The 14,386-nt window shown below is 73.0% G+C and carries 11 protein-coding genes; 6 read left to right on the forward strand and 5 right to left on the reverse strand.

The window, feature by feature from the left end; all coding sequences use genetic code 11:
• Positions 1-142: 142 nt before the first annotated feature.
• From sucB to OG764_RS25365, 3 genes are all read right to left on the reverse strand, one after another.
• Complete coding sequence (gene sucB / locus OG764_RS25355; RefSeq protein ID WP_328970728.1) at positions 143-1,891, reverse strand: 2-oxoglutarate dehydrogenase, E2 component, dihydrolipoamide succinyltransferase; 1,749 nt, start codon at positions 1,889-1,891, stop codon at positions 143-145.
• Between the two features lie 53 nt (positions 1,892-1,944).
• Complete coding sequence (gene lpdA, locus OG764_RS25360; RefSeq protein ID WP_328970729.1) at positions 1,945-3,333, reverse strand: dihydrolipoyl dehydrogenase; 1,389 nt, start codon at positions 3,331-3,333, stop codon at positions 1,945-1,947.
• Positions 3,334-3,625: 292 nt separating this feature from the next.
• On the reverse strand, positions 3,626-5,155 hold the full coding sequence (locus OG764_RS25365; protein ID WP_328970730.1) for a leucyl aminopeptidase: 1,530 nt from the start codon (positions 5,153-5,155) through the stop codon (positions 3,626-3,628).
• A gap of 342 nt (positions 5,156-5,497) precedes the next feature.
• Between OG764_RS25365 and OG764_RS25370 the strand changes: the two genes are divergently transcribed.
• The 5 genes from OG764_RS25370 to OG764_RS25390 all read left to right on the forward strand — a co-directional run bounded on the left by OG764_RS25370 (position 5,498) and on the right by OG764_RS25390 (position 12,334).
• Positions 5,498-7,531 carry a hypothetical protein gene (locus tag OG764_RS25370; RefSeq protein ID WP_328970731.1) on the forward strand — a complete coding sequence of 678 codons (2,034 nt, stop codon included), beginning with the start codon at positions 5,498-5,500 and terminating at the stop codon, positions 7,529-7,531.
• A gap of 200 nt (positions 7,532-7,731) precedes the next feature.
• Positions 7,732-9,249 carry a GT4 family glycosyltransferase PelF gene (gene pelF / locus OG764_RS25375; protein ID WP_328970732.1) on the forward strand — a complete coding sequence of 506 codons (1,518 nt, stop codon included), beginning with the start codon at positions 7,732-7,734 and terminating at the stop codon, positions 9,247-9,249.
• Positions 9,246-10,781: a hypothetical protein gene (locus tag OG764_RS25380; RefSeq protein ID WP_328970733.1), complete on the forward strand. Its 1,536-nt coding sequence runs from the start codon at positions 9,246-9,248 to the stop codon at positions 10,779-10,781. Before pelF ends, OG764_RS25380 begins: the two co-directional genes overlap by 4 nt.
• A gap of 48 nt (positions 10,782-10,829) precedes the next feature.
• Positions 10,830-11,477 carry a spherulation-specific family 4 protein gene (locus OG764_RS25385; protein ID WP_328970734.1) on the forward strand — a complete coding sequence of 216 codons (648 nt, stop codon included), beginning with the start codon at positions 10,830-10,832 and terminating at the stop codon, positions 11,475-11,477.
• Positions 11,474-12,334 carry an endo alpha-1,4 polygalactosaminidase gene (locus tag OG764_RS25390; protein ID WP_328970735.1) on the forward strand — a complete coding sequence of 287 codons (861 nt, stop codon included), beginning with the start codon at positions 11,474-11,476 and terminating at the stop codon, positions 12,332-12,334. Before OG764_RS25385 ends, OG764_RS25390 begins: the two co-directional genes overlap by 4 nt.
• 121 nt (positions 12,335-12,455) lie before the next feature.
• Here OG764_RS25390 and OG764_RS25395 read toward each other — a convergent pair whose 3' ends face one another.
• Positions 12,456-13,271, reverse strand: a complete 816-nt coding sequence (locus OG764_RS25395; RefSeq protein WP_328970736.1) for an adenosylcobinamide-GDP ribazoletransferase — start codon at positions 13,269-13,271, stop codon at positions 12,456-12,458.
• Positions 13,272-13,341: 70 nt separating this feature from the next.
• Between OG764_RS25395 and OG764_RS25400 the strand changes: the two genes are divergently transcribed.
• Positions 13,342-14,121: a hypothetical protein gene (locus OG764_RS25400; protein ID WP_328970737.1), complete on the forward strand. Its 780-nt coding sequence runs from the start codon at positions 13,342-13,344 to the stop codon at positions 14,119-14,121.
• Here the strand turns inward: OG764_RS25400 and pspAA are convergent.
• Positions 14,093-14,371 (reverse strand): PspA-associated protein PspAA, encoded by a 279-nt coding sequence (pspAA, locus tag OG764_RS25405; RefSeq protein ID WP_328970738.1) that lies wholly within the window; start codon positions 14,369-14,371, stop codon positions 14,093-14,095. The genes OG764_RS25400 and pspAA overlap by 29 nt on opposite strands.
• Positions 14,372-14,386 lie beyond the last annotated feature (15 nt).

Raw genomic sequence — 14,386 nt, forward strand, 5'->3', positions numbered from 1 at the left:
CGGGGCTTCATCTCCTGGGGGCGCGCAGGGACAGGTCGTGGGGCCTGGGGGAGTGTCTTGGCGTAGACAATACGGCGGCGCCCCCGCCCGGAAGTGCTCCGGGCGAGGGCGTCGAGGTGAGGCTCGTTACAAGCGCGGGGCTCTACAGGCCCAGCTCGACCTCGAACTCGCCGGCCTCGAGGATCTCCTTGACCGCCGTCAGGTAGCGGGCGGCGTCCGCGCCGTCCACCAGACGGTGGTCGTAGGAGAGCGACAGGTAGGTCATGTCGCGCACGGCGATGGTCTCGCCCAGGTCCGGGTGGTTGATGACCACGGGACGCTTGACGGTGGCACCGATGCCCAGGATCGCGACCTGGTTCGGCGGCACGATGACCGTGTCGAACAGCGCACCGCGCGAGCCGGTGTTGCTGATCGTGAAGGTCGCGCCCGACAGCTCGTCCGGCGTGATCTTGTTGCCGCGGACCTTGCCGGCCAGATCGGCGGTGGCCTTGGAGATGCCGGCCAGGTTGAGGTCGCCCGCACCCTTGATGACCGGGGTCATCAGGCCCTTCTCGGAGTCCACGGCGATGCCGATGTTCTCCGAGTCGAAGTAGGTGATGGTGCCCTCGTCCTCGTTGATCCGGGCGTTGACGACCGGGTGGGCCTTCAGCGCCTGGGCCGCGGCCTTGACGAAGAACGGCATCGGCGAGAGCTTGACGCCCTCACGGGCCAGGAACGAGTCCTTGGCCTTGCCGCGCAGCTTCATGATCTTGGTGATGTCCACCTCGACCACGGAGGTCAGCTGCGCCTGCGAGTGCAGGGCCTTCATCATGTTGTCGCCGATGACCTTGCGCATGCGGGTCATCTTGACCGTCTGGCCACGCAGCGGGGACGCCTCGACGGCGGCCTTCGCGGCGGGGGCGGCAGCGGCGGCCGGCGCGGCGACGGCGGCCTTGGCGGCCTCCGCGGCGGCGACGACGTCCTGCTTGCGGATCCGGCCACCGACACCGGTGCCCGTGACCTGCGCCAGGTTGACGCCGGACTCCGAGGCGAGCTTGCGCACCAGCGGGGTCACGTACGCGCCCTCGTCACCGGCCGGAGCCGGGGCGGCGGGGGCGGCCGGGGCGACCGGAGCCGGAGCGGCCACCGGAGCCTGCGCGGCCGGAGCCGGAGCCGGAGCCGGAGCAGCGACCGGGGCCGGAGCCTGCGGCGCCACCGGAGCCGGGGCGGCCGGAGCCGGGGCCGGGGCGGCCGCCGGGGCCGGGGCGGCGGGAGCGGCCGCAGCCGCCGGAGCCGCACCGGCAACGCCGATGACGGCGAGACGGGCGCCGACCTCGGCGGTCTCGTCCTCGCCGACCAGGATCTCCAGCAGGGTGCCGGAAACCGGCGCCGGGATCTCGGTGTCGACCTTGTCGGTCGAGACCTCGAGCAGCGGCTCGTCGGCCTCGACCGTCTCGCCGACCGACTTCAGCCAGCGGGTGACGGTGCCCTCGGTGACGGACTCGCCCAGCGCGGGGAGCACGACATCGGTGCCGGAAGCGGCCGGGGCCGGAGCCGCGGCCGCAGGGGCCTCGGCCACGGGAGCCGGAGCCGCGGGGGCCTCGGCGGCCGGGGCCGGAGCCTCGGCCACGACCGTCTCGGCGGTCGGGGAGGCGGCCGCGGCCGGCGCGCCCGAGCCGTCGTCGATGACGGCCAGCTCGGCGCCGACCTCGACGGTCTCGTCCTCGGCCACCTTGATGGACGCCAGAATGCCGGAGACGGGCGAGGGGATCTCGGTGTCGACCTTGTCGGTCGACACTTCGAGAAGCGGCTCGTCGGCCTCGACGCGCTCGCCCTCGGCCTTCAGCCAACGGGTGACAGTGCCCTCAGTGACGCTCTCGCCGAGCGCCGGAAGGGTTACGGAAACCGCCATGGTTTCTGTTGCTCCTTACGAAAGTGCGGAAGTGGTCGTCGCGCCCGGGACGATTAGTCGTGTGCGTGCAGCGGCTTGCCGGCGAGGGCCAGGTGGGCCTCGCCCATCGCCTCGTTCTGCGTGGGGTGCGCGTGGATGAGCTGCGCGACCTCGGCCGGCAGGGCTTCCCAGTTGTAGATCAGCTGGGCCTCGCCGACCTGCTCGCCCATCCGGTCACCGACCATGTGGACGCCGACCACGGCACCGTCCTTGACCTGGACGAGCTTGATCTCGCCCGCGGTCTTGAGGATCTTGCTCTTGCCGTTGCCCGCAAGGTTGTACTTCAGGGCCACGACCTTGTCCGCGCCGTAGATCTCCTTGGCCTTGGCCTCGGTGATGCCGACGGAAGCGACCTCGGGGTGGCAGTACGTGACGCGCGGGACACCGTCGTAGTCGATCGGGACGGTCTTGAGACCGGCCAGACGCTCCGCGACCAGGATGCCCTCGGCGAAGCCGACGTGCGCGAGCTGAAGGGTGGGGACGAGGTCACCGACGGCCGAGATGGTCGGCACGTTGGTCTGCATGTACTCGTCGACCAGGACGTAGCCGCGTTCCGTCGCGACGCCCTGCTCCTCGTAGCCGAGGCCCTGCGAGACCGGGCCGCGGCCGATGGCGACCAGCAGCACCTCGGCCTCGAAGGTCTTGCCGTCGGCGAGGGTGACGCGCACACCGTTCTCGGTGTACTCGGCCTTCTCGAAGAAGGTGCCGAGGTTGAACTTGATGCCGCGCTTACGGAACGCGCGCTCCAGGATCTTCGAGCTGTTCTCGTCCTCGACCGGCACGAGGTGCTTGAGGCCCTCGATGACGGTGACGTCGGTGCCGAAGGACTTCCACGCCGAGGCGAACTCGACGCCGATGACGCCGCCGCCCAGGATGATCGCGGACTGGGGCACGCGGTCCAGGACCAGCGCGTGGTCCGAGGAGATGATGCGGTTGCCGTCGATGTCCAGGCCCGGCAGCGACTTCGGCACGGAGCCGGTCGCCAGCAGGACGTGGCGGCCCTGGATGCGCTGGCCGTTGACGTCGACGGAGGTCGGCGAGGAAAGGCGGCCCTCACCCTCGATGTACGTCACCTTGCGGGAGGCGACCAGACCCTGCAGACCCTTGTACAGGCCCGCGATGATCTCGTCCTTGTACTTGTGCACACCCGCGATGTCGATGCCCTCGAAGGTGGCCTTGACGCCGAACTGCGCGGCTTCGCGGGCCTGGTCCGCGATCTCGCCCGCGTGCAGCAGAGCCTTCGTGGGGATGCAGCCGTTGTGCAGGCAGGTGCCGCCGAGCTTGTTCTTCTCGATCAGGGCAACGTCCAGACCCAGCTGGGAAGCGCGCAGCGCCGCGGCGTAACCGCCACTGCCACCGCCGAGGATCACTAGGTCGAAAACGGTGCTGGCGTCGTTCGCCACGTCACGTCCTCCATGCATGTGCGCCGGGCACCGGTCCTCTGTGACCGGGCGGCGGCTGGTATTCGGCCGCTGTTTCTTCGGCCCTGTGGTGGGGGCCCTGTCCTGCCGAGAACCCATCTTCGCATTTGTCGAGGGAACGCGGGACGCCGGGCCCGGGGTGCAGCAGGTCGTTATGCCCGAAGGCACGGCCACCGCCGCGTGGAAACCTACGGATTTCGTCGAGAGTGAACACGGCCCCGGACCGTCTCCGGTCCGGGGCCGAGATCACGACGAAAAGTTACGGGCGGACCCGTCAGCCCAGGTCGCCGGTGGCGGTGCGCTCGGCGAGCCGGACCAGGGTGCGCACGGCGGAGCCGGTGCCGCCCTTCGGGGTGTAGCCGTACGGCGCGCCCTCGTGGAAGGCCGGGCCGGCGATGTCGAGGTGCGCCCAGGTGATGCCCTCGCCCAGGAATTCCTGGAGGAAGATGCCGGCGACCAGGCCGCCGCCCATCCGCTCGCCCATGTTGGCGAGGTCGGCGGTGGGGGAGTCGAGGCCCTTGCGCAGGTCCGCGGGGAGCGGCATCGGCCAGGAGGCCTCGCCGACCTCCTCGGCGATCTCGTGGATCGACGTGCGGAAGGCGTCGTCGTTGGCCATGATGCCGAAGGTGCGGTTGCCCAGGGCCAGCACCATCGCGCCGGTCAGGGTCGCCACGTCGACGATCGCGTCCGGGTTCTCCTCGGAGGCCTTGGTCAGGGCGTCGCCCAGGACCAGGCGGCCCTCGGCGTCCGTGTTCAGGACCTCGACGGTCTTGCCGTTGTACATGCGCAGCACGTCGCCGGGGCGGGTGGCGGAGCCGGAGGGCATGTTCTCGGCGAGCGCCAGCCAGCCGGTCACGTTGACCTGGAGGCCGAGGCGGGCGGCGGCGACGACGGCGGCGAACACGGCGGCCGCGCCCGACATGTCGCACTTCATCGTCTCGTTGTGGCCGGCCGGCTTCAGGGAGATGCCGCCCGAGTCGTAGGTGATGCCCTTGCCGACGTAGGCGAGGTGCTTCTCCGCCTTCGGGTGGGTGTAGGCGATCTTGACGAGGCGGGGCTGGTTCTCCGAGCCCTTGCCGACGCCCATGATGCCGCCGTAGCCGCCCTTGAGCAGGGCCTTCTCGTCCAGGACCTGGACCTTGAGGCCGAGCTCCTTGCCGGTCGTGGAGGCGACGGCGGCGAAGGCCTCGGGGGTGAGGTCGTTCGGCGGGGTGTTGATCAGGTCACGGGCGATGTTGACCTCGCCGGCGACGATCTTGGCGCGCTCGACGGCGGCCTTGTGCTCCTTGTCGCGCGGCTTGGCGCCCAGCAGGGCGGCCTCGGCCAGCGGGAGGCGGGCGCCGTTGTCGGCCTTGCCCTTCTTGTCCATGCCCTGGTAGGCGGTGAAGGCGTACGCGCCGAGCAGCGCGCCCTCGGCGACGGCCGTGACGGCGGAGGCGTCCTCCAGCGGCAGGGCGAAGCCGGCCTTCTTGGCGCCGGTCAGGGCGCGGGCGGCGACGCCGGCGGCGCGGCGCAGCGCGTCCTCGTCGTAGGACTCGGCCTTCTCCGGGACGGCGCCGAGGCCGACCGCCAGCACGACCGGCACCTTGAGGCCGGACGGAGCCGGCAGCTTGGTGACCTCGCCGTCCGCGCCCGAGGCGCCCAGGGCGTCGAGGACGGCGGCGAGCTTGCCGTCGAACGCCTGGTCCACGGCCTCGGCGCCGGGGGCGACGACGGGGCCCTTGGCGCCCTTCGCGACGCCGACGACGAGGGCGTCGGCGCGCAGCGTGGCCGCGCCGGCAGTGCTGAGAGTCAGAGCAGTCACGGTGGTGAGGTCTCTCTTCCGGTTGTCTGTGAAGGCCGTGGGGTGGCCGGCCGTACTCCCGCGATCGTATTCGGGCCCGGCGGCCGCCGGAAATGAGCCTACGCGCCCGCACTCATCCGTACGGCACTCGAAGGTTGGTCAGGTTGTTCGATCACCGGGCCGTGCGGTTCACCCATCTGTGGTTTCTGCTCCAGGTTTGCCGCCTACACAGGAGGCCGTGGGCAACACTCGAGCCACTCTCGCAAGGGGACGCGGGGTTCCTTTGCATGATTTCCACAGAGCCTCACCCTTTCGGCCTCCCCACGGCCGCCGGGTCGGGCTGCTGCGGGGGGAAAGGCCACCATGGTCAACAGGAACCGGATGAACCGCGCTGCCGCCGCATGCGTTGCGGCAGCGCTCGTCTCGGTAGCAGTACCCGCGGTGTCGGCGCAGGCCGCGGAAGAGGCGCTCACGCCCCGGATCGACCTGAAGGTGCTGGTCGTCGACGACGGGGGCAGCGCCGTCGAGGCCGTCACCGCCGAACTGCGCGACACCGGGGTGCCGTACACCCGGATCGGCCTCGGGGAGGGCGGCCGGCCGGTGATCGACGCGGCGTTCCTCAGCGACACGGTCGACGGCCGGCCGCGCGCCAAGTACCAGGGCGTGGTGCTGCCCAGCGAGGACCCGTTCGGCGCGGGCTCCGCCGAGATGGCCGCCCTGGCCGCGTACGAGAGCGCGTTCGGCATCCGCCAGATCGACGCGTACACGTGGGCCCACCCGGGCGTCGGCCTGGAGTACACCGACAACGGCGGGTACGCGGGCACCCTCGACGGCACGCAGGCCGCCGTCACCGCCGCCGGGAAGGCCGGCCCGTTCGGCTACCTCGGCGGTCCGGTCACTTTCGAGGACAACTCCGCCCTGATTCCGGAGAGCTACGGGTTCATGGGCAGGCCGCGCCCCGGCTACACCAGCTACCTGGACGCGCCGGTCGGCTCCGGACGGGCCTCGCTGGTCGGCGAGTACGTCCACGACGGGCGCACCGAACTGGTCGTCACCTTCGGCTACAACCAGTACCAGCGGCAGTACCGGCTGCTGGCCCGCGGCATGGTCGAGTGGCTCACCCAGGGCGTCCACCTCGGCCAGAGCCGCAACTACTTCGCCGTGCACGTCGACGACGTCTTCGCGCCCGACGCCCGCTGGAACCCGGACCTCGACTGCACGCCCGGCGACTACGCCTGCGCCGGCGGCGAGGGCCAGGAGAGCACCATCCGGATGACCGCCGCCGACGCCCAGTACGCGGCCCAGTGGCAGCAGACCAAGGGCTTCACGCTCGACATGGTCTACAACGCGGGCGCCGGGGAGGAGTGGAAGACCGAGAACGGCGGCGCCGACGCCCTCACCGCGCAGCTCGTCGCCGACCGGGCCAAGTACCGGTGGATCAACCACACCTTCACGCACCCCTTCCTCGGCTGCGTCCAGGACGTCACCACAGTGCCGTGGACCTGCACCGTGAACGCCCAGGGCGGCACCCAGTGGATGGGCCGCTCCGAGATCTCCGCGCAGATCCGCGACAACCACAACTGGGCCGTCGGCAAGGGCATCTCCGTCGACCGCAGCGAACTCGTCACCGGCGAGCACTCGGGCCTCAAGACCCTGCCGCAGCAGGCGCAGGACAACCCCAACCTGGCCGGCGCGCTCGCCGACAACGGGGTCAAGTGGATCGCGAGCGACAACTCGCGCGAGCCCCGGCAGCGGGCCGTGGGCAGCGCCCTGACCGTGCCCCGGCACCCGATGAACGTGTACTACAACACGGGCACCCGCGCCGAGATGGCCGACGAGTACAACTGGATCTACAGCAGCAGCGAGGACGGCGGCAGCGGCATCTGCGAGTCCAACCCGGCCTCCACCTGCCTGCCCCAGCCGCTGGACACCGCCACCGGCTACACCTCGTACATCGTGCCCCAGGAGGCCCGCACCGCGCTGCGGCACGTGCTCGCCAACGACCCGCGCCCGCACTACGTGCACCAGTCCAACCTGGCCGAGGACCGGATCCTGTACCCGGTGCTCGACGAGGTCATCGACACCTACCGCACCCTGTTCGCCGCCAACACCCCGCTGGTGAACCAGCGCCAGCGCGACCTCGGCACCGAACTCGGCCGCCGCGCCGCCTGGGACCAGGCCCTCGCCGCCGGCAAGGTCACCGCCTACCGGATCGGCACCACGGTCACCGTCAAGGCGCCCGCCGGGGTCACCGCCCCGGTCACCGCCCCCGAGGGCACCCGCAAGCAGCTGTTCCTGGGCACCGCCGTCTACGGCAGCGCCTACGCCGGAGCCCGCTCGGCGTGGACCGAGCCCGAACTGCTCCAGTCGGCCGTGACCCTGAAGCTGCCCAGCTGACCCGGCCCCGCCGCCGCCCGGTCGGCCACCGCCGCCCGACCGGGCACCACGTCCGACCCCGTACGCCCGGCCCGTACGTCTGACACGTACGTCCGACCCGTACGCAGCACCGCCACAACAGCACACTGCCGCACCATGCGCCGGCGCTCTTCCCGCTCAGACGGGCGCCGGCACCTTTCCGTCCTGGGGGGACACACCGCATGAGTCATGGGCGTCACGTCACCATGCTCACCGAAGGCACCTACCCGCACGTCCACGGGGGCGTCAGCACCTGGTGCGACCAACTGGTGCGCGGCATGCCGGAGGTCGACTTCAACGTCGTCGCCCTCACCGGCACCGGTCGCGAGCCCGTCACCTGGGAACTCCCGCGCAACGTGTACCGGCACAGCGCCGTACCGCTCTGGGGCCCGCCGCCGCACCGCAGCCGCCGCGCACCCCTCCGGGGCCGCGCCCACCGCCGGTTCACCGAGACGTACGAGCGGTTCCTGCACTCCCTGCTCGATCCCGGCACCGACGGCTTCTCGGCGGCGCTGTACGAACTCGCCGAACTCGCCCGCGCCGGGCGGCTCTCGACGGCCATGCGCTCCGAGTCCGTCCTGCGCACCCTGATGTCCGTCTGGGTGCGGCCGGGGCTGGCCACCGCCGCCGCCCGCCCCACCATCCACGACGCGCTCACCGCCACCGACCTGCTGGAACACGCGCTGCGGCCGCTGTCCGTGCGCATCCCGCAGGACTGCGTCGCGCACGCCGTCAGCAGCGGCCTCGCCACCCTGCCCGCGCTCGCCGCCAAACGCCTCGACGGGGTGCCGTTCCTCCTCACCGAGCACGGCATCTACCTGCGCGAGCGCTACCTCGGCTACCGCAGCGCCGCCCAGCGCTGGCCGGTCAAGGCGCTCATGCTCGGCTTCTACCGCGAGCTCAACTCCGAGGGCTACCGGCAGGCCGACCTCATCACCCCGTGCAACCAGTACAACCGCCGCTGGGAAGAGCGCGGCGGCGCGCCCGCCGACCGGATCCGCACCGTCTACAACGGCGTGGACCCGCACGTCTTCCCCGAGGCCGGGGCCGAACCGGAAGTCCCCACCCTCAGCTGGTGCGGCCGGATCGACCCCATCAAGGACCTGGAGACCCTCGTCCGGGCGTACGCGCTGATGCGCGCCGAGCTGCCCGCCCTGCGGCTGCGGCTGTTCGGCCCGGTCCCGGCCGGCTGCGAGGACTACCGCACGCGCCTGGAGAAACTCGCCGCCGAACTCGGTGTGAGCGACGGAATCACGTACGAAGGAAGGATCAGCCAGGTCGCCAAGGCGTACGCGGCCGGCAGCATCGTGATGCTCTCCAGCATCAGCGAGGGCTTCCCCTTCAGCATCATCGAGGCCATGTCCTGCGGCCGCACGACCGTCTCCACGGACGTCGGCGGAGTCCGCGAGGCCGTCGGCGACACCGGCCTCGTCGTCCCGCCCCGCGAACCCGAACTGATGGCCCGCGCCACCCTCGCCCTGCTGCGCGACGACGAGCGAAGAGCCGAGCTCGGCCGGCTCTCCCGGCAGCGCGTGGTCGAGAAGTTCACCCTGCACCGCTCGGTCGACGGCTTCCGCCACATCTACCGCGAACTCGCCCGCGGCCCCGTGCCGGTGGACCCGCCGCGCGCCTCGCAGGACGCCTGGACCATGGCCGACCCCTGGTACCGGGAGCTCGCCGCCGACGGGAGCGCCTGGTGAGCGGCGGGCTGTGGCTGACGCCCGGCAGCCGCTCCGGCGACGACACCCTGGCGCTGATCCCGCGCCCGCGCCGCGGCGCCCCGGCGGCGGCCGCCGACCCGATGGAGGAGCTCGCCACCCGGCTGGAACGGTTCGTCGAGGCGGCCGTCCACCCCGACGAGATCGCCGCCATCCTGGAATCCGACGGGATGACCGACGAGCACATCCGCCTCACCTACGGCCGCCACGACTCCTTCGCCCTCGCCGAGGCGCTGTACGCGCGGGTGCCGCGGGCCTTCCCCGAACCGGAGGGCGGCGGCGACCCCTGGAAGGTCTCGCTCGTCGCCTGCCTCCTGCGGGGAGTCGTCTTCGCGCTGCCCGGACTGGCGTACGTGCTGGGGGCGCCGCTGCTCGAAGGCCCCCCGGACCGCCTCGGGCTGCCCTCGGGCACCCTCACCCTGCTGGCGGGCGCGCTCATCGGCTGGGTCTGGGACCAGACCCTCTCCCACCGGGCGTACTCCTGGCTGGGCCTGGGCGACCGGGCCGCCGCCGGACGCACCCTGCTGGTCGGCGCCCCCGCCGGGGCGCTGCTCGGCGGCGCGGCCGCCCTCGCCGTGCCCGGCCCGGGCTTCTCGGTGGCCTTCGCCGCCGGCCAGGCCTGCTACGTCGGCGCGGCCACCGTCCTGCTGGTGCTCGGCCGCGAACGCCTGCTGCTGTGCGCGCTCGCCCCGATGGCCGTGGGCTCCCTCGTGGCCCTCGCCGTCGGCCTGCCCACACCGGTACGGGTGGCCCTGCTGGCCCTCTCGCTGCTGGCCGCCTGCACGCTGGCCGTCCGCGAACTCCCGGTCGCCGAAGGGGCCCGGGCCGCGGCCGCCCGGCTGCGCGACCGGCGAGCGGCCCGGGTGCCGGGCGGCGCGGTGCGCTGGCGGATGCTGCGGGGCGCGGAGGACGAGTTCGTGCCGCGCGGCCCCCGCTTCACCGACTCCGTGCCGTACGGGGTGTTCGGGCTGGGCACCGGCGTGCTCGTGCTGTACGCGGCGCTGGGCGAGGTGCTGGCGGGCGGGCCCGCGGCGGCCGCCGCCGCCCCCTCCGCGGTCGCGCTCACCCTCAGCATGGGCCCGGCCGAATGGCTGCTGCACCGTTTCCGCAGCGGCAGCCTGGCCGGCCTGCGCTCCGCCCGCACCCCCGCCGGCTTCCGGCGGCAGATGGCGCTGACCCTCGCCCGCTGCCTGGCGGTCTACCTGTGCGTGCTGCTGGCCCTCGGCGTCACCGGCACCCTGCTGTGGCCCGGCGCGCCCGGCCTCGGCGGGGTCCGGCTGGCCACGCTGCTGCTGCTCGGCGCGGTCATGTGGACCGGGCTGCTGCTCCAGTCGTTCGGCGCGGTCCGGCTCGCGGCCGGGGTGTGCGCGCTGGCCGCGGCCGCGCAGAGCGCCGCGTTCCTGACCGGCGCCGGACACCCGAGGCTGGTGCAGGCGGCGGTGGCGGCCGTGGCCGCCGCGGTGCTGTCCGCCCTGGTCTGCGTACTCCTCGGCCGCGCGACGGCCCACCGCTGAGCGACATCGATGCGCACACCGAAACGGACCCGGAGACAGAAGGACGCCATGCTGCTGGTGCCGCTCTACGAGCACCCCGCCGACCGGCCCGAGGCCTGGGAGGCCGTCATCCGGTCCGCCGACCGGCTGTACGCGGTCGTGCTCAACCCCGACAGCGGCCCCGGCGCCGCGCCCGACGAGCGGTTCGCCGCGGTCTCGGAGCGGCTGCGGGCCGCCGACGTGCCGGTGCTCGGCTACACCGACACCGACTACGGGCGCCGCCCGCACCCCGACGTCGTCCAAGACCTGCTGCGCTACCGGGACTGGTACGGCGCCGACGGCGCCTTCCTCGACCAGGCGGCCGCCGAACGGGAGCTGCTGCCGCACTACCGGCGGCTGTCGGTGGCCGCCCGCGCCGCGGGTGCCCGTACGGTCGTGCTCAACCACGGTGCCCACCCGCACCCCGGATTCGCCGAACTCGCCGACCTGCTGGTCACGTTCGAAGGCCCCTGGGACGCCTACCAGGAGGCGGTGGTGCCCGAGTGGACGGCGGGCCACCCCGCCGAGCGGTTCTGCCACCTCGTGTACGCGGTCCCGGCGGGCGCCCCCACCGCCGAACTCGCCCTGGCCCGCCGGGCCGCCGTGCACTGCGCGGTGCCCGGCGCGGGCACCCACCCGTGGGGCACCCTGCCGCACACCCTGGAGCCCGCCGGATGAGCCGGCGGGCCGCGCGGCGGCTGCCCGTCCTCCTGCCGGTCCTGCTGGCCCTGTTGCTCGCGGCCTGCACCGCGCCGCCGCCGGACCGGCAGCAGGGCCGGCAGCAGGATCCGAAGCAGGGCCGGGACGGGGACGGGGGCCGGGAGCGGCCGGCCGGCGGGCACTGGCAGCCGCGCCCGGGACTGGCCTGGCAGTGGCAGTTGAGCGGGCGCCTCGACCGCTCGGTGGACGTGCCCGTCTACGACGTCGACGGGTTCACGACCGGCGCCGCCGACGTGGCCGCCCTGCACCGGGACGGCCGCCGGGTCATCTGTTACCTGTCCACCGGCGCCTGGGAGGACTTCCGGCCGGACGCCGGGGACTTCCCGCGGGCGGTCGTCGGCCGCCCCAACGGCTGGGAGGGCGAACGCTGGCTCGACATCCGCCGGATCCGCGTGCTGGAGCCGCTGATGGCCCGCCGCCTGGACATGTGCCGGGCGAAGGGCTTCGACGCGGTCGAGCCGGACAACATGGACGGCTACCGCAACCGCACCGGTTTCCCGCTGACCGCCGCCGACCAGCTCCGCTACAACCGGCTGGTCGCCCGCCTCGCGCACGAGCGCGGCCTGGCCGTCGGCCTGAAGAACGACCTGGACCAGATCCCGCAGTTGGTGGGCGACTTCGACTTCGCGGTCAACGAGCAGTGCGCCGAGTACGCCGAGTGCGAGCGGCTGACGCCCTTCGTCCGCGCGGGCAAGGCCGTCTTCCACGCCGAGTACGAGCTGCCCGTGGCCCGCTTCTGCGCGCAGAGCCGGCGCCTGGGCCTGAGTTCCCTGCTGAAGGAGTACGAACTGGGCCCCTGGCGCCGCACCTGCTGACGCACGCCCCGCCGGCCGTCGGCGCTCGGCGCGTCGGCGGTCAATCGTCGCCGTCAGCCGTCAGCCGTCAGCCGTCAGCCGTCAGCCGTCAGCCGTCAGCCGTAAGCCGTCGCGTCGGCGGTCAGCCGAAGGTCAGCACCACCAGGGCGGCCGTCGCGGAGCACTCGGCGGTGGCGCCGAACACGTCCCCGGTCACCCCGCCGAACCGGCCCACGCACCGCCGCAGCACGAACTCGGCCATCGCCAGCCCCGCGAGCACGGCGGCCCCGCTCTGCGCGGCCGCCGGGATCCCGAACGGCAGCGCCGCCGCCGCGCAGCCGGCCGTCACCGCCACGGCCGCCGCCAGCGCGGCCCGTACCGGCACCGCACCCGCCACCGTCGCGCCCAGACCCTCGGGCCGGGCCGGCGGGACGCCCGCCCGCGAGGCCAGGGTGAGGGCGAGCCGCGCGGTCACCCCCGCGACGACGGCCGCGAGCGCGCCGTGCGCCCAGCCCTCCCCGTACAGCTCGGTGAGTGCCGCGGTCTGCAGGCCCAGGACCAGCAGCAGGGCGATGACGCCGAACGGCCCGATGTCGGACTGCTTCATGATGCGCAGCGCGTCCTCGGCGGGCTTGGCGCTGCCGAGGCCGTCCGCGGTGTCGGCGAGCCCGTCCAGGTGCAGCCCCCGCGTCAGCAGGGCGGGTACCGCCGTGGTGGCCACCGCGGCGAGCAGCGGACCGGACCCGAGCAGCAGCAGGGCGCAGCCCAGCGCGGCCGAGCCCAGGCCGACGACCAGCCCGGCCACCGGGGCGCAGGCCATGCCGGTGCGGGCGGCGGGCCGGTCCCAGCGGGTGATCCGGGCGGGCAGCACGGTCAGGGTGCCGAAGGCGAAGCGGAGGCCGTCGACGAGGTGCGCCCGCTCGGCGGGCGGGGGCGTGGGTGGAGGCGTTTCGGTCATCGCCGCGAACGCTACCCGGCCCGCCACCCGGGTAAGTTACGCATTACGCACCAAAACGGGAGCTGGTGGTATGGGTCACTGGTGGTATCGGAACATCATCGAACCGGGCAAGCTCCCACTGTTGCTGGCGCTCGTGTCGTTCGTGATGTCCTTCCTGGTCACCCGTACGATCACCCGCCTGATCCGGGCCGGCCGGGGCCCCTTCAAGAACATCACCCCGGGCGGTGTGCACGTCCACCACGTGGTCCCCGGCGTGATCCTCACCGTCATCGGCGGGTTCGGCTCGATCGGCAGCGCCCACCACAGCGTCGGGGGGATGGTCTCCGCCGTGCTCTTCGGCCTCGGGGCGGGTCTGGTCCTCGACGAGTTCGCCCTGGTGCTGCACCTGGACGACGTCTACTGGAGCGAGCAGGGCCGCAAGAGCGTGGAGATCGTGGTGCTCACCGCCGCGCTGGTGGCCCTGGTGCTCGGCGGTTTCCTGCCGTTCGGCGTGAACGAGCTGACCCAGGAGGAGCGGCACAGCCGCGGGCTGGTCGTCTTGAACACGGCCACGAACTTCTTCCTCGCCCTGATCGCCCTGTGGAAGGGGAAGGCGCGCACGGCCCTGTTCGGCACCGTGATCCCCTTCGTGGCGCTGGTCGGCGCGGTCCGGCTGGCCCGGCCCGGTTCCCCGTACGCCAGGAAGTTCTACGCGAACCGCCCGCGGGCCCGCGCGAAGGCGGGACTGCGGGCGTACCGCCACGACCGGCGGTGGGCGGGGCCCGGCCGCAAGATCCACGACTGGATCGGCGGCGCCCCGGACCCGGCCCCCGACCGGAGCGTCAGCCCGGAATCAGACCGTCGTCATTGAGCATCCGGCGGACCTCTTCGAGGCCCGCGTCGGGCGCCGGCAGGATCAGCTCGGAGGGTTCCAGCGCATCGTCCGGCAGTGCCGAGCCGAGCTCGCGCACCCTGTCGAGCAGCGCGTGCAGGGTGCGCCGGAAACCGTCCTCGTCGCCGCTCTCCATCTCGGCGAGGAGCTCGTCGTCCAGGGTGTTGAGCTCGGCGACGTGCGCGTCGGCGAGCTCGACCTGGCCTTCCCCCATGATGCGGACGATCATGACGGGCCCCGTTCC

The organism is Streptomyces sp. NBC_00239, from assembly GCF_036194065.1.
GTDB lineage: Bacteria > Actinomycetota > Actinomycetes > Streptomycetales > Streptomycetaceae > Streptomyces.

Excerpts from the sequence above, each read along its gene's own strand:
- sucB (WP_328970728.1), bottom strand. The coding sequence starts at position 1,891 with ATGGCGGTTTCCGTAACCCTTCCGGCGCTCGGCGAGAGCGTCACTGAG.
- OG764_RS25370 (WP_328970731.1), top strand. The coding sequence starts at position 5,498 with ATGGTCAACAGGAACCGGATGAACCGCGCTGCCGCCGCATGCGTTGCG.
- pelF (WP_328970732.1), top strand. The coding sequence starts at position 7,732 with ATGAGTCATGGGCGTCACGTCACCATGCTCACCGAAGGCACCTACCCG.
- OG764_RS25385 (WP_328970734.1), top strand. The coding sequence starts at position 10,830 with ATGCTGCTGGTGCCGCTCTACGAGCACCCCGCCGACCGGCCCGAGGCC.
- OG764_RS25390 (WP_328970735.1), top strand. The coding sequence starts at position 11,474 with ATGAGCCGGCGGGCCGCGCGGCGGCTGCCCGTCCTCCTGCCGGTCCTG.
- OG764_RS25395 (WP_328970736.1), bottom strand. The coding sequence starts at position 13,271 with ATGACCGAAACGCCTCCACCCACGCCCCCGCCCGCCGAGCGGGCGCAC.
- OG764_RS25400 (WP_328970737.1), top strand. The coding sequence starts at position 13,342 with ATGGGTCACTGGTGGTATCGGAACATCATCGAACCGGGCAAGCTCCCA.
- pspAA (WP_328970738.1), bottom strand. The coding sequence starts at position 14,371 with ATGATCGTCCGCATCATGGGGGAAGGCCAGGTCGAGCTCGCCGACGCG.